Consider the following 25,366-nt stretch of genomic DNA (forward strand, 5'->3'; position numbering starts at 1 on the left):
TCGCTGTAGCGCCCGGCCACCAGGCCGTGGCCGGCCCTGGACAGCCGCTCCAGCAGGGCCGGGTTCCGCAGCCGCGCCAGTTCGCCCGCCGCGGTGTCCGTGTCCCCGCAGGGGAACAGCAGGGCCGTGGTGTCGTGCACCAGGGCCCCCTCCAGGCCCGCTCCCACGTAGCGGCTGCTCACCACCGCCATGCCACTGGCCATGGCCTGCCAGGCCACGATCGGGCCCGTCTCCCAGGAGGAGGTGATCACCAGGGCATGGTGATGGCCGTAGATCTCCGCCGCCAGCCGGCCCTGGTCGACATGGCCGAGCATCCGCACCCGGCCCCGTTCGATCCAGGGGGCCAGGGAGGCCTCCAGGGCCTGACGCTCCCTGCCGTCCCCGGCGATGCTGAGCTGGACGTCGAGGCCCCGGGCCTGCAGCGCCTGCAGCAGCGGCGGCAGATCGTGGACCCGTTTCTGGGGCTGCTCCAGCCGCCCCACCCAGGCCAGCTTCAAGGTGGTGGCCGGATCGCCGCCGGGGGGCCGCCAGGCCGGCACCGGCACGCCGTAGGGGGCGTAGAGCACCCGGCTCGGATCGATCCCGCTCCGCCCGCTCGCCAGCCGGCAGGCCAGGCGGTTGGTGGCGATCACCGCGTCGATGCCGGCGCCGTGAACGCGCAGGTCGCCGAAGTAGTCCGCCTGCAGCGCATGCAGGGTCATCACCACCCGTCCGTGGAACCGGCCCTGGCACCGGGCCCGCTGGGCCGCGGGGTAGAGGTCGACCAGGTTGACGCCCAGCACGAGCTCCGGGTCGAGTCGTCCGAGCAGGGTGGCGATGGCGCGGATCCGGCCTTCGGCGCTGCCGCTGGGGTTGGCGATCGGTTCGGCCGCCAGGGCCGGATAGGCCCGGGCGTAGGAGCCATGGCGGTGATGGTCCCCGTCGGGCACCGCCACGGTCACCTCCAGCCCTCCCTCCCGCAGGCCCGGCACCAGGTTCGCCAGCCAGTCCTGGACACCGCCGAGCAGGTAGGCGGACGGGGCGAGCACCAGCACCCTCATGGCGTCCGATCCAGGTGCACGATCCCCGGCCCGGCCGCGTTCAGGGGCGGCACGGGCAGGTGTGGCAGCGGGGCGACGGGCCGCACGTGGTGGCCGAGCTGGCGGATGTAGGTCCCCTCCGGCTCCGGGCAGCGCTCCCACTTACGGACGAACACCTCCTGGTTGGCGGAGGTGTACTTGCCCCAGACGCGCTCCGACTGGCCGTCGAAGGAGGTGGTGGCGGGCTGGTCGTTCGCATGGTGCAGATAGGGACAGGCCACACCCCCGATCCGCACCCCCGCCAGGGACGCCCGGGCGGTGTAGTCCATGTCCTCGAAGCCGATGCCGCTGAAGCTCTGGTCGAAGGCGCCGATCTTCTCCCAGCAGTGGCGGCCGATGGCGAAGTGGGACCAGGTGTTGTTCAGCAGGCTCAGATCCACCGACTCCCAGTCCATCGCTTCGGCCCAGCGCCGCAGGTAGGGGTCGATGCGCAGATCGTCGTTGAGCACCAGGGTGGTGGCGGTGGGGCTGGCCTGGAGGAGTTCGTTCCACATCTGGCAGAGCCCCACCACCCGCTCATGCAGCAGGAAGCGGCGATGGGGCGGCTCGCCGCTGGCCAGCTCGCGGCACAGCCGCTCCAGGTAGCGGCTCTGGCTGGCCCCATCGCCGTGGCCGTTGACGACCACCAGGATCGGCACTTCGGGAAAGCTGCGCCGCAGGGACAGGTAGAGGGGACGGAAGTAGGTCGCGTAGCGGGCCTCGAAGGTGGTGATCGCGAAGCTGAAGCGGTCGCCGAGGGGCCGCCGCGGCGGCAGCAGGACCCGCGGGATGCGGCGGCGGCTGCCATGCACCACGGCCCGGGCGGCGAGGTAGAGGCGCAGGTTGAGGGAGGAGCGGTTCATGGTGGCGGTGGTGGGTGCTCCCTCAGGGGCGCCCCAGGGCGCCGATCGCCTCCACCAGGGCGCGGTAGCGCTCCCTGGGGCGGATGTGGTCGTGGAAGCAGCGGGCACAGTCCTCCCGCCGGGCGTCCAGGTCGGCCCCCAGGTGGTGGGCCGCCGCCAGGAAGCCGGCGCCATCGTCGACCATCACGCCGCAGCCGAAGTCCTCGACGAACTGGAAGCTGGGCTGGCGGCTGCAGATCACCGGCACCCCCATGGCCAGGTACATGCACAGCCGGTTCGAGCTGACGCCCATGGCCTGGAACTGGGGCGCCGGATTGGTGTAGACGGCCAGGCCGATGTCGTAGCCCACGGCCGATCGCCAGGCCTCCTGCCAGGACAGCCGGCCGGTCTCGATGTGGAGCCGGCCCCCCAGGCTCAGGCGCCGCAGCAGGTAGAGGGCCAGGGGATCCACCCCCAGGGGCTGGACCACGGCGCAGAGCGCTGGATCCTCGTGCAGGGCGTCGAGCAGCCAGTCGGCGCCGGCGGTGAGGTTGAAGCCCCCGGAAATGGCCAGCGTGAGGGCGTCCGGTGGCAGGCCCCAGCGCTGGCGGAGCTCCCGGCGCAGGACCGGATCCCGCTGTGGCGGGTTGCGGAAGCAGCCGGGGTAGACCAGCACCGGCTGGGCCGGCGGCAGGCCGGCATAGTCGCGCACCAGCGCCACCCGGTGGCTGTCGTTGACGATCGTGAAGCGCGCCCGGCGGTAGGCCTGCAGGCAGAGCCGTTTCCAGCGTTCCGAGCGGGGCCCCCGGTAGCTGCCGGCGCGGATTTCGTCGCCGAGGATGAAGGAGGGACGGCCGTGCAAGCGGGCCAGCACACCCACCACGGCGATCGGATCCTCGGTGGTGCCCGAGAAGCAGGCGTAGCGGCGCCAGCGGGGACGCCAGGCCTGGGCCAGCAGCCAGCGCATCGAATAGGCCACCGGATGGGTGCTGACCCGGTCGCCGTAGGGGGCGGTGCTGCCGCAGGGTCCTGGGGCGAAGACGTGGACATCAAACCCGTTCTCCAGCAGGGCGGAGATGATCGCCTCGTTGGGGGGCGAGTGCAGCAGCTCCGGCACCAGCAGGAAGTGGGCGGCGATCGGCCGTGGCGACGAGGGACCGGTCATGGCGGAAACGATGGGGCTAGAGCGCCCTGGGGGTGCGGGTGGTGCTGAGGTCGGTGGGCAGCTCCAGCCTGCCGGCGCTGTAGTCCGCCAGCAGCCGCTGGGTGTAGGAGCGGATGAAGTCCACCGGAAAATCCTTGCGCGAGGGGTTCGGTGCCGTTTCGGTCTTTTCCCGGGCGGCGATCCGGTCGTACCAGTTGTGGTAATGGGTGATCGTGCCGCCGAGCCCGTAGAAGTTGCCGAGGCCGTAGCGCAGGTAGGCCAGCTCGTCGCTCCAGATCGCCGGTGGGGAGGCCGGCGTGAACAGCGGCTCGCTGGCCCGGTTGGACACGTAGACGTCCATGGGCACCCAGCTGAGCCGGCGCCGCTCCAGCTCCATCGGCAGGTGGTGGGTGATGTGGGGGCCCTGGAAGTCGACCTCGTAGCGCGGCCGTGGCAACCGCCCCTTGCGCCGCCAGTGGAGGCGCCGGCAGCGGCGGAACCGCTGGGTGTGCATCAGCAGGAAGGAGCTCTCCGGCATGTCGGCACCGAAGGGGCGGGTGAGGGGTCCGCAGCCGATGTCCTGCGGCGACACCAGCGCCACCCCCTCGCTGAACCGCGAACGGCACAGCTGGAACCAGTCCGGTGCCAGCACGATGACGTCCGCATGCAGCAGCAGCGTGTACGGGGAACGGGAACGGTTCAGCAGCGCATTGAGGGCCTCCGGCTGGGTGCAGCGGCGCTGCACCACCTCGGCCCCCCGCTCGCGGGCGATCGCCACGGAGCGGTCGGCGGAGCCGTTGTCCAGCACGCAGATGTGGGTGTGGAGGCCGGCGGTGGTGTTCTGGAGCGCCTCCAGGCAGTGGGGCAGGAACAGCTCGCTGTTCCAGCTGGTGATGCCGACGAAGAGTTCGGGGGTCGTCATGGTCGGGGGAGGAGCCGCAGGCGGCGCAGCAGCCGCACCGGCAGCTGGCGCTCCAGGGCCGAGAGTCGCTCGCCGAGGGCGGACTTCTCCGCCAGCAGCCGCTGCACCAGGCGATCGAGCGAGGCGCTGGCCCCGTAGCGGGCGTAGATGGTGGCCAGTTCGGCCGGAAAGCGTTCCCCCTGGCGCCGGGTCTTCACGGTGGGGTAGTAGCGCATCGCCCCCAGTTTCTCCTGGGTGACGCTGCCGGAGCAGCGCTGCGAGAAACGCCACCAGAGGTCGTAGTCCATCAGCAGGCTCAGGGACTCGTCCACCTGCCCTCCGGCCTCCCGCCAGAGGGAGGCGCTCCAGAAGCAGCTTTGCTGCAGCAGGAAGCAGCCATTCTCGATCGCCAGCATGGTGTCCTCGGATCCCTCCCGGCCCGGCACATGGCGCAGGAACTGCTGGTCGGCGCTGATGATGTCACCGCTGCCGATCACCCAGCGGCGGCCAGGCTGGGCGGCGAAGCAGGCCAGCACGGTGTGGAAGGCACCGGGCAGATAGAAGTCATCGGAGTTGAGCCAGGCCAGGATCGAACCGCTGGCCCGGCGGAAGCCCTTGTTGATCGCGTCCGACTGGCCCCGGTCGGGCTCGCTGATGAGCACCGAGATCCAGGCGCGGTAGCGCTCCAGCACCGCCGGGGTGTCGTCGGTGCTGCCGCCGTCCACCACGATGATCTCGACGTTGTCGTAGCCCTGCCAGAGGATCGAGAGCAGGGTGTCCTCGATGTAGGCCCCCTGGTTGAGGGTGGGGATCACGATCGAGAAGAGCGGTCGGTCCGGGTCGCTGCGGAACCGATCGGGCACGCAGATCTCCGCGGCTCCAGACCAGCCGTAGAGGGGACGGGTTTCGGGCAGGGGCACCTCAGCCATGGTGAGGTCCGGCCGCGACGGCCCGTTCCATGGAGGCCAGCAGACGGGGCGCCACGTCGTCGATGCCGGACTCCCGCCACACCCGGGCCCGGCTGCGTTCCCCCAGGCGGCGCCGGCCGTCCGGGTCCTTGCTGAGACGGTGCAGGGCGGCGGCGAAGGCCGCCAGGTCGAGGTAAGGGACGGCCAGCCCGCAGCCGTCGGCCACGAAGTCGACGATGCCGCCCCCGCCCTCGAAGCAGATGCTGGGCACCGCTGCGGCGGCGGCCTCGAGGGCCACCAGGGGATAGGGGTCCTCCCGCGACAGCAGGCCATGGACAGCGAAGCGAGCGATGACGCCGATGGCGGAGGGCATCGGCGGCAGCAGCAGGACGCGGTGCTCGAGCCCAAGCAGCTGCAGATCGCGCCGGGCCACGATCACGTCCTCCTGCCCTGGCGAGGCCCCGAGCCAGACGGCCAGGAAGGGCTGGCCGGCGAAGACTCGCTCACATTCCTTCACCAGCAGGGGGAAGAGGTCGAACCCCTTGCGGGTGATCGCCTGGCCCGCGAAGCCGAACACGAACGTGCCCGCCGCCAGGGCCGCTTCCATGGGGTCCAGAGCGGGCTCCAGGCTGGTGGGCTCGCCCGGCAGGGTCTCCTGCGGGGGCTGGCCCTGTCCGGGGGCGGAGAAGGGCAGGAAGCCCGGAATCACGGTGCAGCGCTGCAGGGGCAGTCCGTGGTGGGTGTGCAGGGATTGCTTCACCCCCTCGGCGCAGGCCACCACGACGCTGGAGAGGGACAGCTGGCGGGCCACGGCTTCCGGGCTGCTCATGGTGGCCAGGGTGGTCTCGAGTTCATGGACATGGCTGAGGCAGGCCGGGCGGGCCGGATCGGCGGCCAGGCCGCGGAGGTGCTGGCCCAGCACCAGGGTGTTGAGGTAGATCAGCTCGGGTCTGTGGCGCTGCACCGCAGCCTCCAGCAGCTCGGCGGGGCTGCCCGCCCGTCCCCGCCCCAGCCGGGCGGCGACGCGCTCACGCAGGGGCTGGAACAGCGGCCGGCTCCAGGCCTCGGTGGGGGCCAGGGCCTCGAAATCGGGGCGCAGGGGACCATCGCTGAGCAGCACCACCGCCGGTTCGATGCCGCGCTTCTGCGCCATCAGCCAGCGCAGCAGCCAGAGCAGCAGCAGCGGAGCACCACTGCGGGTGGCCATGTGGGAGACGAACAGCACCCTCATGGGGCGATCACCTGCTTCCAGACGATCAGGGTGAGCAGGAAGGCCAGGGTCCTGGTCCGGTCGCTGCCGCTGCGGTGGGCCTCCAGGATCCGCCCGATCAGTGCCGGATCCACCAGATCGTCGATCCGTCCGGCGTGCTCGACCAGGTAGGCATGCATCCGCGGGTCGCGGTACCAGTCGGCGCTGAGGTCGTAGCTCACGTAGCGGGCCCGCCGCATCGGCGGCGTCCAGTAGAGGGGAGGGGCCTTGGGCAGCATGCGCTGGCGGTCGAAGCCGTTCTCCTCCGGGAACGTCAGCAGCTCGGGGCAGTTGCGGGCGATGGCATGGCGGTGCCAGTTGGAGCCCAGCTTCCAGCCATCGGGGAGGTTCCAGATCGCTTCGATCCAGCGGCGATCGTGGAACGGTGAGCGCCAGGCGCTCGAGGCCCGGTACATGCGGATGCCGTTGGCATAGAAGTTGGGCACCCGCTGCTCGAAGTAGTAGCGGGTGAGGCCCTCGAGGAAGCCGCCCCGGCAGAACCCCGCCAGGCGCTCGGCCCGCCGGCCCCGGCCCTCGGCCACCAGCTCGGCGGCCAGCGGTGGCGCCAGGTGGTTCAGCTCCTCGGCGGAGAAACTGGGGTGCCGGTTCAGTTTCATCCTCCAGAACCGGCCCAGGGCGACGTCGGGGGCCAGGGAGGCGAAGCGGCCCAGCCAGCCGCGGTCGAAGTAGTAGGAACGGGCGAATTCCCCCAGGGTGCCGACGAAGAACGTGGCCTCGGCGGGGATGTCGGCCTTGAGGGGATAGAGGAAGGTGTGCCAGTGCCAGGCGGTCTTGGTGCCGTTGGTGACGCTGGAGATGGTGCGCGCGTGGGCGAAGACGTCGTCGAGCTCCAGGCTGATCAGCTGGTGGGGCAGATCGAAGCGCTCGGCCATGCGGCGGGCCACCTGGACATCGGTCGCCTCCTCCCGCCCCATCGTGATCAGATGGGGCCGCAGGCCCTGGCGCAGCATCGACGCCAGGATCACCCGCGAATCGAATCCGCCCGACAGGGACAGGTAGGGGTTGTCCCCCGCCAGCCGCAGGACCGCGTCGTTGAGAGCGTCGACGGCGGCGTCGGGGTCGGGGGGGGCCGGCGGAATGCGGTCAAGGACCGCGACGGAGTGGAGGGAGACCCTGCCCTCGGTGAAGTGGAGGACGCTGCCGGGGGGCACCCGGCGGATCGCCGGGTGGAGGGTCTGGTTGTCGGTCAGGTTCTCCAGCTGGCAGAGATCGCCGAGGGCCTGCCAGTTCCAGCGCCAGGCGAGGCCGCTGCGGTGCAGGATCTCGGCCACCCTGTCGCCGTGGAAGAGGCGGCCGTCGTGCTCCAGGACGTAGTAGTGCGTCGCCCCCACCGGCGAGGTGACCACCGTCACGTCGCCGGCGTTGGTCTCGATCACCAGCGCATACTCCCCCTCGGTCGCGGCCAGGGCGCGGCTGCCCTGGCGCAGGAAGCGTCCGAGCAGATCGGCTTCGGTGCTGTCGGCGTAGCCGATGCAGGTGAGCCGGTGGTCGCCGATCTGGATGGTCATCGGTGGCGCGGGACCAGCCTGCCGAGCATCGCCTTGCCGGCCCGCTTGACCCGTGACCGCAGCCGCCCGAACCGATCGCCCGGGGGGGTGTTGGGGGTGCCCTCCAGGGGCAGGTGGCCCCAGGGGGTCTGCTGGCGGATCTCCAGGTAGCGCTGGCGCCAGGGATGGGTGCAGCGATGGTGCCAGGGCTTGGCCACGCCCGAGCCCGCGAAGTGGATCACGGCGGGATTCGCCCGGGCCAGTTCCGCCTGCCGGCCCAGGGGGGTGCCGGCAGCGGTGTAGTCGGGGTGCATCCAGAGGTGGGGCAGGGCGTTGAAGCGCCAGTCGAGCGGAAGCCAGCGGGCCTCGAGCAGGGAGTTGAGCACGTCCTGATCCCAGTGCTTGATCCGCTCGGGATGGGTGCGGGCGAACTCCAGCCCGTTGGCCAGGATGTTCTCCCGGCGCCAGCGGCCCAGATCGATCAGCATCGCCCCGGCATTGAAGACCAGGGAGCCCTCCGCCAGACCAAGGCGGTTGCGGTCGAACTCCTGGTTGTGTTCCTCCACCGCACCGATGCTGTTCCCCTCCAGGGGCGACTCCCAGAGCTCCCGCAGGGCGTCAACCACGATCAGGTCGGAATCCAGATAGAGAACCTTCTCCACCGCATGGGGCAGCGCCGCCGGCAGCAGCAGCCGGAAATAGGTGGCCAGGCTGATGTGGCCGAAGACGGGAAAACCCGCGAGCATCTGCTCATCGAGCTGCAGGAAGGAAACTGAAGGCAGAAACTCACCGAGATAGGCCGCCAGTCGTGCCCGTTCCGCGGCATCGATGACACCGTGGAGAATATAGACACTGAGGCTTTCGGTGGGGTTGGAGAGCTGCAGGGACTTCAGCATCACGGCGCAGTGCCGGATGTAGTTGTTGTCGATCGTGCAGGCAATGATCATGAGAAGGATTCGTGGTCCTGCAGGGTCGGTCCGGGGAGTGGGAAAGCCATCAGACGGAGGCTGCCGACAGGGGCGTCTGATGGGGATGTTTGGATTGGTCACTCCAGAGTCTGGCGTAGAGACCCTCCTGGGCCAGCAGCTCATGGTGACGGCCCCGTTCGATGATCCTTCCCTCGGAAAGCACACAGATCACGTCGGCATTGACAATCGTACTGAGACGGTGGGCGATCACCAGAACGGTGTGCTGGCGCTCGAACTGTTCGATCGCCTGTTGCACCAGCCGTTCGCTCTGGCTGTCAAGGGCGCTGGTGGCCTCATCCAGGATCAGCAGTTCTGGTCGGCGCAGGATCGCTCTGGCCAGGGAGATTCTCTGGCGCTGGCCGCCGCTGAGACGGTAACCCCGTTCGCCGATCTTGGTGTCGTAGCCCTCGGGAAGGTCGGCGATGAAGCGAGAAGCCTGGGCCTTGGCGGCCGCCTCCATGATGTCGTCCATGGAGGCGTTCTCGACGCCGAAGCCGATGTTGCTGGCGATGCTGGCGTTGAACAGGAAGGTGTCCTGGCTGACGACCCCCAGCCGCTGCTGCCAGCTGGCCAGATTGATCGACCGCATGTCGATTCCGTCGATGAGGATCCGGCCGCCGGTGGGTTCGTAGAGGCCGACCAGCAGATCGGCGATGGAGCTCTTGCCGGCGCCGCTGGAGCCGACCAGGGCCACCGTCTGGCCGCGGCCGATGGTCAGCTGGATGGAGGAGAGGGCCTCCGGCAGATCGGGGCTGTAGCGCAACGAGACAGCATCCAGCTGGATGCTCTCCCTGAGCGCCGTGAACGGCGCACCGCCGGTGCGGACGAAGTCCTTGTCGTCATCGCGCAGGATCTGGTTGAGCCGCTCCACATTGGCGCTGTTGGCCGCATAGCCCGTGGCCAGGCCCGTGAGCGTGCCGACCCTCTGGTTGAGTCTCTGGAGGGCGATGATGAAGGTCACCAGGCTGGGCAGGACGCCGCTGCTGCGGTCCTTGAACACCAACAGACTGAGCGCCGCGATGATGGCGATCGAAATGATCGGCAGCATGTTGGAAATCGGCTGCACAATGTTGGAAAGCTTGCTCTGCCTGATCGACAGGCGCTTGCTTTCGCCGAGCAGTGCCTTCAGTTTCTTTCTGGAACTTTCCAGCTGGCCGGTGCTGTGCAGCAGCCGCAGACCCTGGATCTGTTCGTTCTGATGGCTGGACAGTTCGACGCCCACCTTCTGCTGCTCCCGTGAATTCCTGCGGATCCGCGGCAGTAGCACTTTCTGGATGGACTGCATCACGCTGGCCATGGCGAAGGCCACCAGCAGAAGCCATGGGGAGATGGCCACCAGGATGGCCAGGTAGATGATCAGCTGCAGGCTGTTCATCAACAGCCCGTTGGCCAGGTTGATCTCCTTCTGAACGGTGCTGCCGCCGGAGCCGACATAATTCAGCAGGTCGCCCACCCGATACCGGCTGGCACAGCCGAAGGTCAGGGAGAGGACCCGATCATTCAGCTTGGCGGTGATTTCGGTGCCCATCCGGGCCCCCATCACGGCGGTGCTGACGCTGTTGACGTAACTGGTGGCCGCCATCAGGGCCTGCAGGGCCACGGCGGTGGCCAGGAGCAGGATGAAGATGCCGTCGCGACCGGAGCGGGTGCTGAGGGTGCTGTTCAGCCAGTCCTGAAGCCAGGGAAGCTGGTTCAGGGATCCGAGGACGGAAATCTTGCTCCAGTCACTGTTCTCGGGAGCACTGATCAGGCTGACGGAAAGGAAGATGATCCCGAGGGTGGCGCCCTCACTGAGGCTGGCGACCAGGCTGGTGGAGAAGTTGAGCGCCAGAAGCTTCCAGTACTTCTTCGCTGAATGCCGGATCAGACGGGCTGCGGGCCGCTGGTCGGTGAGGGGGGCGAGCAGGGGGCTGGGGAGTCGTCTGGCGATGCGGTGGAGAAGCGGCATCAACGGCGAGGCGGAAGGGGTCGGGAAACGGCTGGGGAATCGGGGCTGCGGCGGGGTGCCGATTCCGGTCGGGGAGCCGCCTCCGGGTCACGCGGCGGGAGTCTGGTTCTGAGGCTGGCCTCAACCTGGCGGACCAGGGGATCGGGATGGCAACGATCTGGCACGCCGGCGGACTCAAATCTAGGCCGCCACCGGAGTCCTGCATGGCGTTGGGCTGGTTCTACGATCGCCCTACCGAATTCGCCATGGCCCCTCCTCCGCCACGTGCGTGGCGCCGCCGGCTGACCGTGGCGGTGGCGTTGCTGTTGCCGCTGGCCCTGGCGGCCAGTGGCGGCCCCTGGAGCGGGAGACGGTCCATCGGCGCCGGGCCACCCTCCCGCGGCCCCCTCGACCATCGCCATCTGGCGATCCTCATCAATGCCGCCGATCCCCTCAGCGAGACCATCGGCCAGCTGTACCAGGCGGCCCGGCTGATCCCCCCGGACCAGGTGATCCGGGTGCGCTTTCCGCCCGGGGACACCTCCTTGGACCCCGGGCTGTTCCGCCGCATCAAGGCCAGCGTTGACAGGCAGACCCCAGCCCATGTCCAGGTCTATGCCCTGGCCTGGGCGGCCCCGTACCGGGTCGGCTGCCAGTCGATCACCAGCGCCTTCAGCTTCGGCCTCGATCCGCGCTTCTGCGCCAGCGGTTGCCGCACCACCGCCCTGAGCCCCCTGTTTGCCCGCGGTGACGTGCGCCGTCCCTGGGATCAGCTGCGGGTGCGGCCCAGCATGATGCTGGCGGCCACCAGCGCGGCGACGGCCAGGCGCCTGATCCAGCAGGGCGTGGCCTCGGACGGCACCGCCCCGCCGGGGACGGCCTATCTGCTGAGCACCAGCGATGCCCGGCGCAACCGACGGGCCGCCGGCTACGACCGGGTCATGGCGGCCATCGGCTCCCGCCTGCGGGTGCGGATCGTCGTGGGCGACACCCTGGTGGGAGCCCAGGACGTGATGGCCTACATCACGGGGCTGGCCTTCCCCGTGGGCCTGCGCACCAACCGCTTCCGCCCCGGTGCCGTCGCCGATCACCTCACCTCCTTTGGGGGGCAGCTGACCGACAGCCCGCAGATGAGCGCGCTCCGCTGGCTCGAGGCCGGCGCCACCGGCAGTTACGGCACCGTGGTGGAACCGTGCAGTTTCCCGGCCAAGTTTCCTGATCCCGGCCTGCTGCTCACCTATTACCTCCGCGGCGACACCCTGATCGAGAGCTACTGGCGCAGCGTGGCCATGCCCGGCCAGGGGGTCTTCATCGGCGAGCCCCTGGCCAGGCCCTGGCCGGTGGACGGTGGACTCAGCCCTGGTGACGCCGCAGGTGCCAGGCCCAGGCGTGCTCGATGATCGTTTCCAGCTCCGGGAAGCGGGGCCGCCAGCCGAGTTCCTGGTGGGCCCGGGTGGCCCCGGCCACCAGCTGGGGAGGGTCACCGTCCCGGCGCTTGGCCACATGGGCCAGCAGGCCGCGGCCGGTCACGGCCTTGGCGGTCTCGATCACCTGCTGGACCGAGTAGCCGGTGCCGTTGCCGAGGTTGTAGATCAGCGGTCGGCGCTCGGTCTCCTCCCGTTCCCGCAGACGCAGCAGCCGCTCCAGCCCCAGGACGTGGGCATCGGCCAGGTCGGCTACGTGGATGTAATCGCGAATGCAGGTGCCGTCCGGGGTGGGGTAGTCGTCGCCGAAGATCTGCAGGTAGGGCTCCCGACCGCTCATGGTGTCGAGCACCCGCGGGATCAGGTGGGTCTCCGGGTTGTGATCCTCCCCCAGGTCGCCGTCGGGGTCGGCACCGGCGGCATTGAAGTAGCGGAAGATGACGCTGGGCAGGCCGTAGGCCGCCGCGAAGTCGGTGAGCAGCTGCTCCACCATCCACTTGCTGCGGCCGTAGGGATTGATCGGGGCCTGGGGGTGGTCCTCGGTGATCGGCACCTGCTGGGGAATGCCGTAGGTGGCGCAGGTGGAGGAGAACACGATCGGCAACGGCCGCTCGGTGGCCACCAGGGCCTCCAGCAGGGTGAGGGTGTCCCCCAGGTTGTTGCGGTAGTACTTGGCCGGATCGGTCACCGATTCGCCCACATAGGCGTAGGCGGCGAAGTGGAGCACCGCCTCGATCGGCTTGCCCTCCAGGGCGGTGCCGTCCAAGGTGGGATGGCGGCCGCGCAGCAGGGGTTCGAGCACCTCACGGTCGCCCACCTGGCCCAGCACCAGCGGCACCTTGAGGGTCTTCTCGACGATGTCGGCATGGCCGTAGACCAGGTTGTCGAGCACCACGGGCTGGTGCCCCGCCCGGCTGAGGGCCCGGACGGCGTGGCTGCCGATGTAGCCGGCGCCGCCGGTGACGAGGATCCTCACAGCCGCACCTCGGCGCCGCTGGCCCGCTCGCTGACGAATTCCGCCACGGTGCGCCTGAGCCCCTCCTCCAGGGGGATCGCCGCCCGCCAGCCCAGGGCGGCCAGACGGCTGACATCCAGGAGTTTGCGGGGGGTGCCGTCCGGCTTGGAGGTGTCCCAGGCGATCCGACCGCGGAACCCGACGGCGTCCGCCACCATCGTGGCCAGCTGCTGGATGCTCACCTCCGATCCGGTGCCGACGTTGATGTGCTGCAGGTCGTCGTTGCCCGGTTGCCAGTGGCGCAGACAGAACAGGGCCGCCGAAGCCAGATCGTCGACATGCAGAAGCTCCCGAAGGGGCCGGCCGCTGCCCCAGCAGACCACCTCCTCGGCGCCGGACTCCCGGGCCTCCTGGAAGCGGCGGATCAGGCCGGGCAGCACATGGCTGTTGGTGGGGTGGTAGTTGTCGCCGGGGCCATAGAGGTTGGTGGGCATCAGGCTGATGGCGTCAAAGCCGTGCTGCAGCCGCAGGGCACGACAGAGCTGGATGCCGGTGATCTTGGCGATCGCGTACCACTCGTTGGTGGGCTCCAGGGGCCCCCCGAGCAGGGACTCCTCCCGGATCGGCTGTTCGGCCCTCTTGGGATAGATGCAGCTGCTGCCGAGGAACAGCAGGCGGCGGGTGCCCTGCCGCCAGGCGTTCTCGATCACGTTCTGCTGGATCTTGAGGTTGTCGAGCAGAAAGTCGGCGGGGTAGGTGGAATTGGCCAGGATTCCCCCGACGCGCGCCGCCGCCAGCACCACCACATCGGGACGCTGGTCGGCGAACCAGGCCGCCACGGCGGGGCCGTCCATCAGGTCAAGGTCGGAGCGGCTGACCGTGAGCAGATGCTGATAGCCCTCGGCCTGCAGGCGTCGGGCGATGGCCGATCCGGCCATGCCGCGGTGGCCGGCGACGAAGATCCGGTCGTTGGGGGAGATCAACATGGGGGAGTCGTCAGGGCCCCGCGCTCCAGGGCGGTGGTGAGAATCGGGTCGCAGGGCGTCGTTTGGGCGCAGGTCCGCCTTGACGGAAATGGTGCAGCGCCTTGACCATAGCGGCGTTTCAGGGCCCGTTTCACGGAGCGACCGTGACCCCGACCTGGGGGGGATTCTCCATTGAGCCGACGACGGTGAACCCCTCGCGCCGCAGGGTGGCCTCTTTGGCGGCCTCCTCCTTGTCGGTGGCCACCATCTCCGCCACCAGTTCCTCCAGGGTGGTGGTGGGCGTCCATCCCAGCCGCTCCCGGGCCCGGGTGGGATCCCCCAGCAGGGTCTCCACCTCCGCCGGCCGGAAGTAGCGCCGATCGATGCGCACAACGGTGGCGCCGGTGTCACGCCGGGCGCCCGTCTCCTCAACGCCGCTGCCGCTCCAGACGATGCCGCCCCAGCCCAGTTCCTCGGCGGTGAGCTCAATGAAGCGGCGCACCGACTCCTGCCGCCCCGTGGCGATCACGAAGTCCTCGGGTTGCTCCTGCTGCAGCATCCGCCACTGCATCTCCACGTAATCCCGGGCGTGGCCCCAGTCCCGCAGGGAGTCCAGGTTGCCCATGAACAGGCCCTGATCCAGACCGGCATCAATGCGGGCCAGGCCCCGGGTGATCTTGCGGGTGACGAAGGTCTCCCCCCGCCGGGGGCTTTCGTGGTTGAACAGGATGCCGTTGCAGGCGTACATCCCGTAGGCCTCGCGGTAGTTGACCGTGATCCAGTAGGCGTAGAGCTTGGCTACGCCATAGGGACTGCGTGGATAGAAGGGAGTGGTTTCCTTCTGGGGAATCTCCTGCACCAGTCCATAGAGTTCGCTGGTGCTGGCCTGGTAGATGCGGGTCTTGTCGGTCAGGCCCAGGATGCGGACGGCTTCGAGGATCCGCAGGGTGCCGAGGGCATCGGAGTTGGCCGTGTATTCGGGACTTTCGAAACTCACGGCCACGTGACTCTGGGCCCCGAGGTTGTAGATCTCGTCCGGCTGGATCTGCTGAACGATCCTGATCAGATTGGTGGAATCCGTCAGATCGCCGTAGTGCAGAACCAGGCGGGGATTCTGTTCGTGGGGATCCTGGTAGAGGTGGTCGATCCTGTCGGTGTTGAAGCTGCTGGCCCGCCGTTTGATCCCATGCACGACATACCCTTTCTCCAGGAGCAACTCCGCCAGGTAGGAACCGTCCTGGCCGGTGATCCCGGTGATCAGAGCCGTTTTGGTCATGGGGTTTCCGTTGTGTTCAGAGGGTGAAGGGGCCACGCCTGCCGAGCAGCAGCGCAGGTTGCCCCTGGTGTGGTGCCAGGCCTGCCTGGGCCGGCTGGAATCGGTTGGAGCTTAGCCGGGCGCTCGCGGTCCGTCCCCCGCTGGGACGCCGGGCCTCTGCAAGGACCGTGTGCGGAGGTGGGCAGGGCGGGAGATTGTGCTGACCGGCGCCGATGGATCGAGACAAAAAAAAGATGGACCCATCCTGAACGGACAGGCCCATGGGGAAGGCTTGGCTGACGAGAACGATCAATGCCTGGTCTCGACGGCCTCAATCCCGGCGACCGCCACCCTGCAGGGCGATGATCAGGCGCAGGATGAAGATGAAGAGGTTGATGTAGGTGAGGTACATGCCCAGGGCGCCGGCCAGGTACTGGTCGTCGCTGTAGGTGCGGGGCATGGTGTAAAAGTCGACGAAGGCGGCCCCTACAAACAGGACGGTGCCGAAGCCGGCGATCATCAACTCGAAGCCATTGCCGCCGAAGCCGGGGATGAAGATCCCGCCCACCAGCTGCACCACCATGGCGATCAGCAGGCCGACGATGCCAAGGCCCACCACCCCGCTGAGGGCCTGGCCGAGGTTGTCGCTCATGTTGCGGCCCACCACCGAGGCGATCACGAAGGTGATGCCGGTGGCCAGGGCGGCGGTGCCGATCGCTCCGATGCCGGCGGTGCCGATGGCCATCGCCACGATCCCGCTCAAGGTGAAGCCGGTGATCAGGCTGTAGGTGGCCAGGATCGGCAGGGCGGTGCCGTTGTTGCCCTTCATGGCCGCGTTCTGGGCCACGAAGAAGAGGATGAAGTTGCCGATCAACGCCACCCAGAACAGGGGCATGAAGATCGGGTTGCCGATCATCGACAGGCCACCGACCACGCCGGCAGCGGTGAGCACCATGCCCCCGCCCACATAGGGAAGGGCCTTGTTGACCACATTGGGCCCGATCAGGGCGCTGGACTGGGCCTCGCGGATGGCTTCCTGAAAGTTGCTTCTGGCCGGCATGGCGCTGGCATTTCAAACTCAATCCATCTTGCCAGCGGCCCCAGGCCTGCGGCAGGGGCGCCGGTTCGGATCTCCCCATGCGGGGCCCCTTGTGCGGACTGGCTTCAGGCCTCGTCCAGGGGCTGGCGCCGCGATCCGGGCCAGAGCCACACCGCCAGCAGCGCCACGCCCGTGCCGATGCAGGATTCCAGGAAGCGCAGCAGGGCGTTCACACCCGGACTCAGGGCCGGATCCAGGCTGCCGGTGACCATCACGACGATCACCGTGATCGCCGCCAGACGGCCGTGGCTGGGGACATTGATCGCCGCGCAGATCATCACCGTGGCGAAGATTGCCAGGGCCATGCCCAGGGGGTGAAAGGGCAGCAGCGTCAGGTACACCGCGCTGGTGATGGCGCCGATCGCCGACCCCAGAATCCGCAGCGAGGCCGAGGAGGCCGCATCCTTGCGGGTGACCTGGGTGACGACGACGGCGGAGATCGCTGACCAGAGCCCGCCGATCTTCGGCAGGTAGCCGGGAAACAGGCTCGTGAACCAGAAGCCCAGGGAGTAGGCCACCAGGGCGGCCACCGCGATCTGGGCGGGGATGCGCAGCCGTTCGGCCCTGTTCATTGTTCCGATCGGGCAGGGGAGGCCTCGGTCCGCTTCCTGGCTGGAGGGGCCGGCGGGCGGGCATCGCGGCGGGCGTAGGCCTGCACCAGCCGCTGCACCAGCGGGTGACGCACCACGTCGGCATCGGAGAAGTGGCAGATCGCCACCCCTTCAACCCCGGCCAGCACCTGCTCCGCCTCCACCAGGCCACTCAGCTGGCCCGGCGGCAGGTCGATCTGGGTGGTGTCACCGGTCACGACCATGCGGGAGTTCTCCCCCAGCCGGGTGAGCACCATGCGCATCTGGGCGCAGGTGGTGTTCTGGGCCTCGTCGAGGATCACGAAGGCATCGGCCAGGGTGCGGCCGCGCATGAAGGCCAGCGGGGCCACCTCGATCACCCCCTTCTCCAGGAGCTGGGTGGTGCGCTCCTGTCCCAGCAGCCCGTGCAGGGCGTCGTAGAGGGGACGCAGATAGGGATCCACCTTCTGCTGCAGATCACCGGGCAGGAAGCCGAGCCGCTCGCCCGCTTCCACCGCCGGCCGCGTCAGGACGAGCCGCTCCACCTTGCGCTCCTGCAGCATCCGAACGGCCAGGATCGTGGCCAGGAAGGTCTTGCCGGTGCCGGCAGGCCCGATCGCCAGCGTCAGGTCGTGGCGTTCGATCGCCTCGACATAGCTGTTCTGCCGCAGGGTGCGGGGACGCAGGGGCCGACCGGTGACGCTGGTGGCCAGCACCTGGAGCCCCATGCTGCGGTGCTGGTCGGAGCGCCCTGTGTCCAGGGCTGTCAGGGCCGCCTGGATGTCCACCGGGCCGATGGGCTCGCCCCGTGTCCACAGCGGCTCGAGCAGCTGGATCAGGGCCTGCAGACGCTCCACCTGGGAGGTGCGGCCCCGGATCTGAAGATCGAGACCCCTCAGGACAATCTGGGCGCCCGTCAGGGCTTCAAGCCGCCGCAGGGAGGTGCTGTCCGTGCCGGCCAAGGCGATGGCGGCGGCGCTGTCGGGCAGGGCGAACGTGGAGGAGAGTTCGCTCAGGCCTCGGCGGTGGCAGGTTCGGCGTCGGCGGCAGCGGCCGCTTCTGCTGCGGCGGCGGCCTCAGCGGCCTGCTTGGCGGCCTCGGCTTCCTTGGCGGCGGCGGCTTCCTTGACCGCAGCAGCGGCGGCCTCTTCACGGGCCGCAGCCTGCTTGAGCTTGCCGACGGTCTCGGCCGGACGGGTGGTCTTCTCGATCAGGCCGCCCTTCTCGAGCAGGCTGCGCACGGTGTCGGTGGGCTGGGCTCCCTGGCCCAGGCGGACACGGATGGCCTCGGCGTCGAGGCGGGTTTCCTTGGTGCGGGGGTTGTAGAAGCCCAGTTCCTCGAGCGGACGGCCGTCGCGGCGGGAGGTGCTGTTGGTGGCCACCAGACGGAAACTCGCTTCCCGTTTCTTGCCGAACCGCTTCAGCCGGAGCTTGATCATCTGGAAAAGGGTGCTCGAAATGCAGCCCCCAATCCTACAGGCCGGCTCAGAGCTGGCCGAAACCCTTGCGCTTCTTGGCGGGCTTGGGAGGTTTGCGGGGCTGGCCGCCGCCACGGCCACCGGGGCCGCCCATGCCCGGCATGCCACCCATCCCAGGCATCCCCGGCATTCCGCCCATCCCTGGCATGCCGCCCATGCCCGGCATCCCCGGCATTCCTCCGCGGGTCATCTGCTGCATGAAGCCGCGCATCTTCTGGAAGTCAGCGAGCACCTTGTCCACATCCGCCGGGGTGTGGCCGCTGCCGGCGGCGATACGGCGGCGGCGGGAGGGCTGGGCGGCGAGCAGTTCGGGCTGGCGGCGTTCGGCCTCGGTCATCGAGCCGATCATGGCCTCGATGCGCTTCAGCTGGCTCTCCCCCTGGCGAAGCATGCCGTCATCGATCTTGTTCATGCCGGGGATCAGCTTCATCAGCCCGCCGAGGGAGCCCATGCGCTTGATCAGGCGCATCTGCTGCACGAAATCGGAGAAATCGAAGCTGGCTTCCTGCAGCTTGCGCTGCATCTTCTCCACATCGGCCAGCTCCACCTCCTTGGTGGCCTTCTCCACCAGGGTCAGCACATCGCCCATGCCCAGGATCCGGCTGGCCATCCGTTCCGGGTGGAACGGCTGCAGGGCCTCCACCTTCTCGCCGGTGCCGATGAACTTGATCGGGGCGCCGCTCACCTTGCGGATCGACAGCGCCGCCCCACCGCGGGAATCGCCGTCCAGCTTGGTGAGCACGGCGCCGGTGATGCCCACCTGCTCGTGGAAGGCCCGGGTCAGATCAGCCGCTTCCTGGCCGATCATCGAATCCACCACCAGCAGCACCTCATCCGGGGCCGCCGCCTCCCGGATCCGCACCATCTCCTCCATCATCGCGGTGTCGATCTGGAGGCGGCCGGCGGTGTCCACCAGGACGGTGTCGAAGCCCTCGTCCCGTCCCTTGGCCACGCCGGCGGCAGCGATGGCCTCCGGCGCGGCGTCGCTGCCCAGGCTGAACACCTCCACGCCGATCTGGCGGCCCAGGGTCTGGAGCTGGTCGATGGCGGCCGGCCGGTAGACGTCGGCGGCCACCAGCAGGGCGCGCCGGCCCTGCTCCTTGAGGTGCAGGCCCAGCTTGGCGGTGGCGGTGGTCTTGCCGGCCCCCTGCAGGCCGGCCATCAGGATGACGGTGGGCCCCTCCGCGGCCCGGGCCAGGGGGGCATTGGCGCCGCCCATGGTCTCGACGAGCTGTGCATGTACCAGCTGGATGAACTGCTGGTCCGGGCTCACCCCGCGCACCACTTCGGCGCCGACGGCCTTGCGCCGCACCTCCTCGATGAACTCCTTCACCACCGGCAGGCTGACGTCGGCCTCCAGCAGGGCCCGCCTCACATCGCGGAGGGCGCCATCGACGTTCGTCTCCGAGATGGCAGCCTGGCCCCGCAGTCCCTTGACCGCGTCTTCAAAGCGCTGGGAGAGTTCGTCGAACATCAGTTGAGGGATTGGGTGGCCACCAGGCGCCAGCTGTCGCCGTCGCGTCCGAATACATAACCATTGCGCAGCTCCATCGGCGCCGTGGTCTCCACCACCTTGCCGTCCTTATCGAGGCGCCGGTCGCTGTAGCGGAGCCGGGCGACGGCGACGATTCGCCGCGGCCCGCTTTCGGAGAGGGTCAGGTCGGTGATCCGAACGTCCAGCCGCTGGGTCTGGCCCAGGGCGGCATCCGTGCGGCGCTCCCTGGCGAGCAGCTCGACCGGCCCTTCCCGGGCGATGCGATCCAGACCCTTGGGCATGGGCTCACCGGCCAGCACATCGGCCTTGACCGTCAGCCAGTTCTCGAGCAGCCGTCGGACCTGGGCCGCATCTGGACGGGGGGTGGTGAGGGGCGTGAGGTCCTGGCCGATCACCGGCCCGGGTGCGGCCGCCGGGGCGGCTGCCGGGGGTTTGGCGGGCGGAGCCGGCAGCGGAGCCGGGGGCGGTGGCGGCGATGGTGCACCCTGGCGCTGCCGCAGCACCCAGGCACCGGCCAGGAGCCGCAGAAGGGCGGCACCGCCCGCCAGCAGCCAGGGCCGGGGGGGCACCTGCCAGCGCAGGGGCACCTCGTCATCCAGATCCCCGTCGTCGTCGGGATCCGTTTCGGAGCCTGTTGGCGGCAGGGGGGCGAAGCCCTCAGGGGCCGCGGCGACAGGAGCGAAGGACTCCGCGGCGGGAAACCCAGGGGTCTCGTAGCTCGGGAACGGGGGAGGGGCCGCAGCGGCCGGCGCCGCCGGCGCCGAGAGATAGGCGCGGCCCCGGCGCTGGTCCTCCCGCTCCACGTAGGCCACCACGTCCCTGTCGCTGAAGTAGGCCACCAGATCCGGTTCGGCCTCCAGGTCCCGGTAGCCGGGCAGCACGTCCCGCACCAGCCAGTCACTGCAGTAGGCGCAGAGCTGGCCGAGGGGATCGTCACTCTTGCCGGCGGCCCAGGCCTTGAGGTCCTGGCTGGCGCCGCTGTCGAAGCAGGCCCGCGCCGTATCCGCCTCCCCCAGCAGCAGGTGCAGGTTGGCGAGCAGCGGTTCGACGCCCTCCCGTCCGCTGCGCTGCAGGCGGTTTCTGGCCTCGGCGATGCGTTCGGGCTTGCGCTGGGCGAAGCCGGAGGCGGTGAGGGCGATGGTGGCCAGGAAGTCGGCCGCCTCTGAGCCGCTGGCGGCCCAGCGGCTGAACAGATCCACCTGTTCCTGGACGGTGAGGAAGGAGCGGATCTGGTGGAAGAAGGTCTGGAAGTCCTGGCGGGGGAAATGGGGATCGCCGTCCCCTTCGAGGCCCCCGCGCCGCTGCACCAGCTGCTCCAGCAGTGCCAGGCCCTCGCGCCGTTCGGCGCCGGCGGCCAGATCGCGGCTGAGCAGATCGAGGACGCGGTAGGGGGTGAGCCGATCCAGACGGGCATTCATGGTTTCCCTGAGCTCGGGTTGCCTGCCCAGACGCTGCAGCAGCTGCAGGCCCTGCCGCAGGGTGCGGGCGGCGGCTTCGAAGCGCCGCTGCTCCTCCAGCTCCTTGGCAGCCTCGAGGCAGGACAGTCCCGCCAGGAGGGTCAGATCGGTTTCGCGGCCGCTGCCCAGGGTGGGGGCCTGGGGCAGTTGCAGGCAGCGGCTGGCCAGCTCGAAGGCGTCCAGGGGCTGGCCCCCCTCCATCAGCAGCAGCAGACCCCCCACCTGGCGGGTGGTGGCGATCTCGAGGGCGGGCTGCAGGGAGCCGGCGGTGTCGGCCAGGCCCGTCAGTTCCGCTTCGTAGGCGGCGCGCCGGTCGTGGTCACAGAGCAGGTCGGCACTGGCGCGGAGCAGGTCGGCCCGCGCCTGCAGGGTTTCCGGGGTGAAGCCCCCGTGGGGCACCCGGTCCAGCCGCGACTGGAGGGTGCGCAGGACCCCCTGGGCATCGGCGGACGGGGAGACGCCCAGCAACCGGAAGTGATCGATCGGCAGGTCCAATCCGATGAGGCCGCTGGGGCGCGACTGTAGTCAGAGGCAGTGGTTTTGACTGTCATCAGGGAACGGACCCCGTACAGTCATGGCCACGAATCGCATCGCCGTCCTGCCATGACTCAGGAACTGACTGCGGCGCGGGCCGCCCAGCCCGGCATCGTCGGGGCAAGCTCTCCGACCGAGGAGGCCGGCAGCCATGCGGTGCGGCTCGAGGGCCTGTATCCCGCCGAGCGGGCCAGCGTCAGCCGGGAGGAGGGCCTGATGCTCTACCGCGACATGACCCTGGGGCGTCGCTTCGAGGACAAGTGCGCCGAGATGTACTACCGCGGCAAGATGTTCGGCTTCGTGCATCTGTACAACGGTCAGGAGGCCGTCTCCACCGGGGTGATCCGGGCGATGCGCCTCCAGCACGACTGGTTCTGCAGCACCTACCGCGACCATGTCCATGCCCTGAGCTGCGGTGTGCCGGCCCGGGAGGTGATGAGCGAGCTGTTCGGCAAGGCCACCGGCTGCAGCAAGGGGCGGGGCGGGTCGATGCACCTGTTCTCCCGGGAGCACCATCTGCTCGGCGGCTATGCGTTCATCGGCGAGGGCATCCCCGTGGCCCTGGGGGCAGCCTTCACCAGCCGCTACAAGCGTGACGCCCTCGGCCAGGCCGACAGTGATGCGGTGACGGCGGCGTTCTTCGGCGACGGCACCTGCAACATCGGCCAGTTCTACGAATGCCTGAACATGGCGGCGCTGTGGAAACTGCCGATCCTGTTCGTGGTCGAGAACAACCGCTGGGCCATCGGCATGGATCACAACCGGGCCACCAGCGAGCCGGAGATCTGGCGCAAGGCGGCCGGCTTCGGCATGGTCGGCGAGGAGGTCGACGGCATGGACGTGCTGGCCGTGCGGGCGGCGGCCCAGCGGGCGATCGCCCGGGCCCGGGCCGGAGAGGGGCCCACCCTGCTGGAATGCCTCACCTACCGCTTCCGGGGCCATTCCCTGGCCGATCCCGACGAACTCCGCGAAGCGGCCGAGAAGGAGTTCTGGGCCAAGCGTGATCCCATCAAGCAACTGGCCGGCCGCCTGATCGAGCAGGGACTGGCCGCGGCCGAGGAGCTCAAGGAGATCGACAGGGAGATCGATGCCGTGGTGGCCGATTGCGTTGAGTTCGCCCTGGCGGCTCCCGAGCCCGATGGCAGTGAACTCACCCGCTACATCTGGGCCGACGACTGAGCAGACCGCTGAGCAGACCGCTGAGCAGACCGCTGAGCAGACCGCTGAGCAGCCCACTGTTGGCGGTCAAGCTGGCGGTGCAGCGCGGGTGTGGCTGGTACGTCTGGGATGGCGCCAAATCTGACTCCTGCAGTTGTTGCAACGTCCCGGATTCATGCCAGCCTTCCGTCCTGACGACAAGACAATTGTCCTGTCTTGAGTTGATGTTAGGATCGCTGAAATTGCCTGGACGGCAGCGGGTCTGATGGCCAAGCGTGTACTGGTCACATTCACGGATCACCGCATGAAAGTGGCGCGCCGCCGCCTATGCCGCCAGGCGAAGGAGATGGGGGCCTATACAGATATCGTGGGGGCTTCGGAGTCCGATCTCGATCCTGCTTTCCGCCAGCGTTTCAAGGACTATCTGACACCGGAGCATCGGGGTTTCGGTTATTACGCCTGGAAGCCCCAGATCGTTCTTCAGACCCTCGAGCGCCTGCAGGACGGCGATCTGGTGCACTGGGTCGATTCCGGCTGCCACCTCAACCCCGCCGGACGGGAGCGCCTGCTGGAGCTCTTCTCCATGGCCGAACAGGCCCCTTCAGGTCTGCAGGGTTTCGAATGTCTGCCTCCCAACGGATCCCTCATCTACGAGGGCCGGCAGTTCCCCGATCAGTTGGAGGCCCGGTGGACGAAGGGCGACCTGTTCGACCGGCTGGCGGTGCGCGACCGGCCGGAGATCACGGGCACCCAGCAACTGGGGGCGACCACCTTCTTTGTGCGCAAGTCCCCCGCCGCCATGGACTTCATGCGGCACTGGGTCAGGGTGTTCAGCGAGGATTTCTCGATGATCGACGACCGCCCGTCCCGCTCCCCCAACCTGGAGGGGTTCAAGGAGCACCGCCACGATCAGTCGATCTATTCGATTCTGGGCAAGTTGCTGCCCATCTCGACGACCTCCGTGTTCGAGTTCTGGTTCCCGCGGGCCGACAACTGCTGGCTGCCGGACTGGGAGCGGCTCAGCGAGGCTCCGATCCAGATCCGCCGCGACCGGGGCCTCAAGGGGGAGAGCCGGATGAAGATCGCCGGGCTCCAGGCCAAGGGCTGGTTGAAGCGGGTTCTGATCGGAGGGGGGCGCCGCTGACGGTTCGGCCGATCAGGACAGGGGAACGGCGCTCCGAGTCGAAAGGGTGCGCAGTTTGCGCAGGGCCTTGAGTTCGATCTGCCGCACCCGCTCCCGGGACACATCCAGCTGCCGGCCGATCTCGGCCAGGGTGTGGCGTTCCATGCCGTCGAGGCCGAAGCGGAGGGCCAGCACCTCCTTCTCCTGGGCGGAGAGGTGGCCCATGAGCTCGGCCAGTTGTTCCTGGTGCATGCCCCGCTCGATGCGATCCAGCGGCTCCTCGGCGGAACCATCGGCGATCAGGTCCCCCAGGAAGCTGCGGCCGTCCTCCGCATGGATGGGGGCATCCAGGCTGGAGATGGTGAGGGCCTGGCGCAGCAGGGAATCGAGCTCCTCGACGGGGATGGCCATGGCTTCGGAGATCTCCCGGCGGCTGGGCATGGCGCCGAGCTTGTGGGCCAGCTCCAGGCTCACCTTGCGGACCGTCGTCAGCCGTTCGCTGAGGTGCACCGGCAGGCGGATGGCCCGGGACTGGCAGGCGATCGCCCGGGTCATGCTCTGGCGGATCCACCAGAAGGCATAGGTGGAAAACTTGTAGCCCCGGGTGGGGTCGAACTTCTCGACGGCGCGCTCGAGGCCGAGGGACCCTTCCTGGATCAGATCAAGCAGTTCGAGACCTTTGCCCTGATACTTCTTGGCGACGCTCACCACGAGACGAAGATTGGCGCGCATCATGCGCTCCTTGGAGCGGCGGCCGACCTTGATCGTCTTGTTCTCCTGGACGGAGTAGCCGCCTTTCGATTCCTCCACCAGATGCATCATCGCCTGCACCTGGTTGCCGAGCTCGATCTCCTCGGCCGGAGTCAACAGAGGCTCTCTGCCGATGGAGGTGAGATACCAGGTGATGGAATCACTCCCTCTGCGGGTGGAGCCCTCCCTTCGCGTCGCAACGGCGGAGACGGTCATAGGAGGGGGCGTAATGGCGCCTTCGAAAGTGTGGATGGATTATCCACCCACTGGCAGGGACAGAAAGTGTCTGGAACAACTTTTAAGGAATTACATGTGAACCCACACACATTCGGGTTTCTTTAGTAATTGGCTTTGCTTGGATGAGCAGAGGGCTAAATCTTCTGTGGCTGGTACGAAGAATCGCCAGCGTCACCGGATCGGTCCGTGGCCATGACCGGTCTGTTCCGGTTGGTCCGCTTGTTCAGCCCAGCGACTCCGAGTCCGGTCCCGCCCCCCGTGCCAGGGCCTCGGCCACGGCAAGGGGGGTGACCCCGCCGGCCCCGTGGCGGCGATGGGCCTGGACCCCCGCCAGGGCGTGGTCGAGGGCGGCGGCCGCCAGCC

At 68.8% G+C, this 25,366-nt stretch carries 22 protein-coding genes; 3 read left to right on the forward strand and 19 right to left on the reverse strand.

Annotated features, from left to right (window positions below):
- The 9 genes from VB737_RS09215 to VB737_RS09255 all read right to left on the reverse strand — a co-directional run.
- Positions 1-1,040, reverse strand: a 1,040-nt coding sequence (locus VB737_RS09215; RefSeq protein ID WP_500312549.1) for a glycosyltransferase family 4 protein, incomplete at its 3' end; no start/stop codon positions are given.
- Entirely contained in the window at positions 1,037-1,921 is an 885-nt protein-coding gene (locus tag VB737_RS09220) for a glycosyltransferase family 2 protein (protein ID WP_500312550.1), read from the reverse strand. The genes VB737_RS09220 and VB737_RS09215, both read right to left, overlap by 4 nt.
- A gap of 22 nt (positions 1,922-1,943) precedes the next feature.
- Positions 1,944-3,065 (reverse strand): glycosyltransferase family protein, encoded by a 1,122-nt coding sequence (locus VB737_RS09225; RefSeq protein WP_500312551.1) that lies wholly within the window; start codon positions 3,063-3,065, stop codon positions 1,944-1,946.
- 16 nt (positions 3,066-3,081) lie between these two features.
- The gene (locus tag VB737_RS09230) at positions 3,082-3,966 is read right to left on the reverse strand and encodes a glycosyltransferase (protein WP_500312552.1); all 885 of its coding nucleotides are present in this window, start codon (positions 3,964-3,966) and stop codon (positions 3,082-3,084) included.
- Complete coding sequence (locus VB737_RS09235; RefSeq protein WP_500312553.1) at positions 3,963-4,874, reverse strand: glycosyltransferase family 2 protein; 912 nt, start codon at positions 4,872-4,874, stop codon at positions 3,963-3,965. The genes VB737_RS09230 and VB737_RS09235 overlap by 4 nt, the downstream gene beginning before the upstream one ends.
- Entirely contained in the window at positions 4,867-6,084 is a 1,218-nt protein-coding gene (locus VB737_RS09240; protein WP_500312554.1) for a glycosyltransferase, read from the reverse strand. Before VB737_RS09240 ends, VB737_RS09235 begins: the two co-directional genes overlap by 8 nt.
- Entirely contained in the window at positions 6,081-7,631 is a 1,551-nt protein-coding gene (locus VB737_RS09245) for an asparagine synthase-related protein (protein WP_500312555.1), read from the reverse strand. The genes VB737_RS09240 and VB737_RS09245 overlap by 4 nt, the downstream gene beginning before the upstream one ends.
- Positions 7,628-8,557: a glycosyltransferase family 8 protein gene (locus VB737_RS09250; protein WP_323243548.1), complete on the reverse strand. Its 930-nt coding sequence runs from the start codon at positions 8,555-8,557 to the stop codon at positions 7,628-7,630. Before VB737_RS09250 ends, VB737_RS09245 begins: the two co-directional genes overlap by 4 nt.
- A 49-nt stretch (positions 8,558-8,606) precedes the next feature.
- Positions 8,607-10,526: an ABC transporter ATP-binding protein gene (locus tag VB737_RS09255; protein WP_500312556.1), complete on the reverse strand. Its 1,920-nt coding sequence runs from the start codon at positions 10,524-10,526 to the stop codon at positions 8,607-8,609.
- Between the two features lie 245 nt (positions 10,527-10,771).
- Between VB737_RS09255 and VB737_RS09260 the strand changes: the two genes are divergently transcribed.
- Positions 10,772-11,905, forward strand: coding sequence for a TIGR03790 family protein (locus tag VB737_RS09260; RefSeq protein WP_500312557.1), 1,134 nt, complete (start codon positions 10,772-10,774; stop codon positions 11,903-11,905).
- On the opposite strand, the gene galE is transcribed toward VB737_RS09260, so the two are convergent.
- The 9 genes from galE to VB737_RS09305 all read right to left on the reverse strand — a co-directional run bounded on the left by galE (position 11,859) and on the right by VB737_RS09305 (position 21,696).
- On the reverse strand, positions 11,859-12,905 hold the full coding sequence (gene galE / locus VB737_RS09265; RefSeq protein WP_323243545.1) for a UDP-glucose 4-epimerase GalE: 1,047 nt from the start codon (positions 12,903-12,905) through the stop codon (positions 11,859-11,861). The two genes, VB737_RS09260 and galE, sit on opposite strands and share 47 nt — an antisense overlap.
- Positions 12,902-13,870 carry a GDP-L-fucose synthase family protein gene (locus VB737_RS09270; protein WP_500312558.1) on the reverse strand — a complete coding sequence of 323 codons (969 nt, stop codon included), beginning with the start codon at positions 13,868-13,870 and terminating at the stop codon, positions 12,902-12,904. Before VB737_RS09270 ends, galE begins: the two co-directional genes overlap by 4 nt.
- A 130-nt stretch (positions 13,871-14,000) precedes the next feature.
- A complete protein-coding gene (gmd, locus tag VB737_RS09275; protein WP_323243543.1) occupies positions 14,001-15,125 on the reverse strand; it encodes a GDP-mannose 4,6-dehydratase in 1,125 nt (374 codons plus the stop codon).
- A 310-nt stretch (positions 15,126-15,435) separates the two neighbouring features.
- On the reverse strand, positions 15,436-16,164 hold the full coding sequence (locus VB737_RS09280; protein WP_323243542.1) for a Bax inhibitor-1/YccA family protein: 729 nt from the start codon (positions 16,162-16,164) through the stop codon (positions 15,436-15,438).
- Positions 16,165-16,268: 104 nt separating this feature from the next.
- Positions 16,269-16,775, reverse strand: a complete 507-nt coding sequence (locus tag VB737_RS09285) for an FUSC family protein (RefSeq protein ID WP_323243541.1) — start codon at positions 16,773-16,775, stop codon at positions 16,269-16,271.
- Positions 16,772-17,740, reverse strand: coding sequence for a PhoH family protein (locus VB737_RS09290; protein ID WP_323243550.1), 969 nt, complete (start codon positions 17,738-17,740; stop codon positions 16,772-16,774). Before VB737_RS09290 ends, VB737_RS09285 begins: the two co-directional genes overlap by 4 nt.
- A gap of 44 nt (positions 17,741-17,784) precedes the next feature.
- Complete coding sequence (gene rpsP, locus VB737_RS09295; RefSeq protein WP_323243540.1) at positions 17,785-18,210, reverse strand: 30S ribosomal protein S16; 426 nt, start codon at positions 18,208-18,210, stop codon at positions 17,785-17,787.
- A gap of 46 nt (positions 18,211-18,256) precedes the next feature.
- A complete protein-coding gene (gene ffh, locus VB737_RS09300; RefSeq protein ID WP_323243539.1) occupies positions 18,257-19,723 on the reverse strand; it encodes a signal recognition particle protein in 1,467 nt (488 codons plus the stop codon).
- Positions 19,723-21,696 carry an IMS domain-containing protein gene (locus VB737_RS09305; protein ID WP_500312559.1) on the reverse strand — a complete coding sequence of 658 codons (1,974 nt, stop codon included), beginning with the start codon at positions 21,694-21,696 and terminating at the stop codon, positions 19,723-19,725. Before VB737_RS09305 ends, ffh begins: the two co-directional genes overlap by 1 nt.
- A gap of 108 nt (positions 21,697-21,804) precedes the next feature.
- Here VB737_RS09305 and pdhA point away from each other — a divergent pair, with 108 nt between their 5' ends.
- Together pdhA and VB737_RS09315 are read left to right on the forward strand one after the other, a co-directional pair.
- Positions 21,805-22,914, forward strand: coding sequence for a pyruvate dehydrogenase (acetyl-transferring) E1 component subunit alpha (gene pdhA, locus VB737_RS09310; protein ID WP_500312560.1), 1,110 nt, complete (start codon positions 21,805-21,807; stop codon positions 22,912-22,914).
- Between the two features lie 244 nt (positions 22,915-23,158).
- Positions 23,159-24,037, forward strand: a complete 879-nt coding sequence (locus VB737_RS09315) for a hypothetical protein (protein WP_500312561.1) — start codon at positions 23,159-23,161, stop codon at positions 24,035-24,037.
- Positions 24,038-24,049: 12 nt separating this feature from the next.
- Here the strand turns inward: VB737_RS09315 and VB737_RS09320 are convergent, their stop codons facing one another.
- Entirely contained in the window at positions 24,050-24,982 is a 933-nt protein-coding gene (locus VB737_RS09320; RefSeq protein ID WP_500312562.1) for a sigma-70 family RNA polymerase sigma factor, read from the reverse strand.
- Positions 24,983-25,366: the final 384 nt, after the last annotated feature.

The sequence above is a fragment of the Synechococcus sp. BA-120 BA3 genome, from assembly GCF_034931285.1.
In the GTDB taxonomy this organism is placed as follows: domain Bacteria; phylum Cyanobacteriota; class Cyanobacteriia; order PCC-6307; family Cyanobiaceae; genus Cyanobium.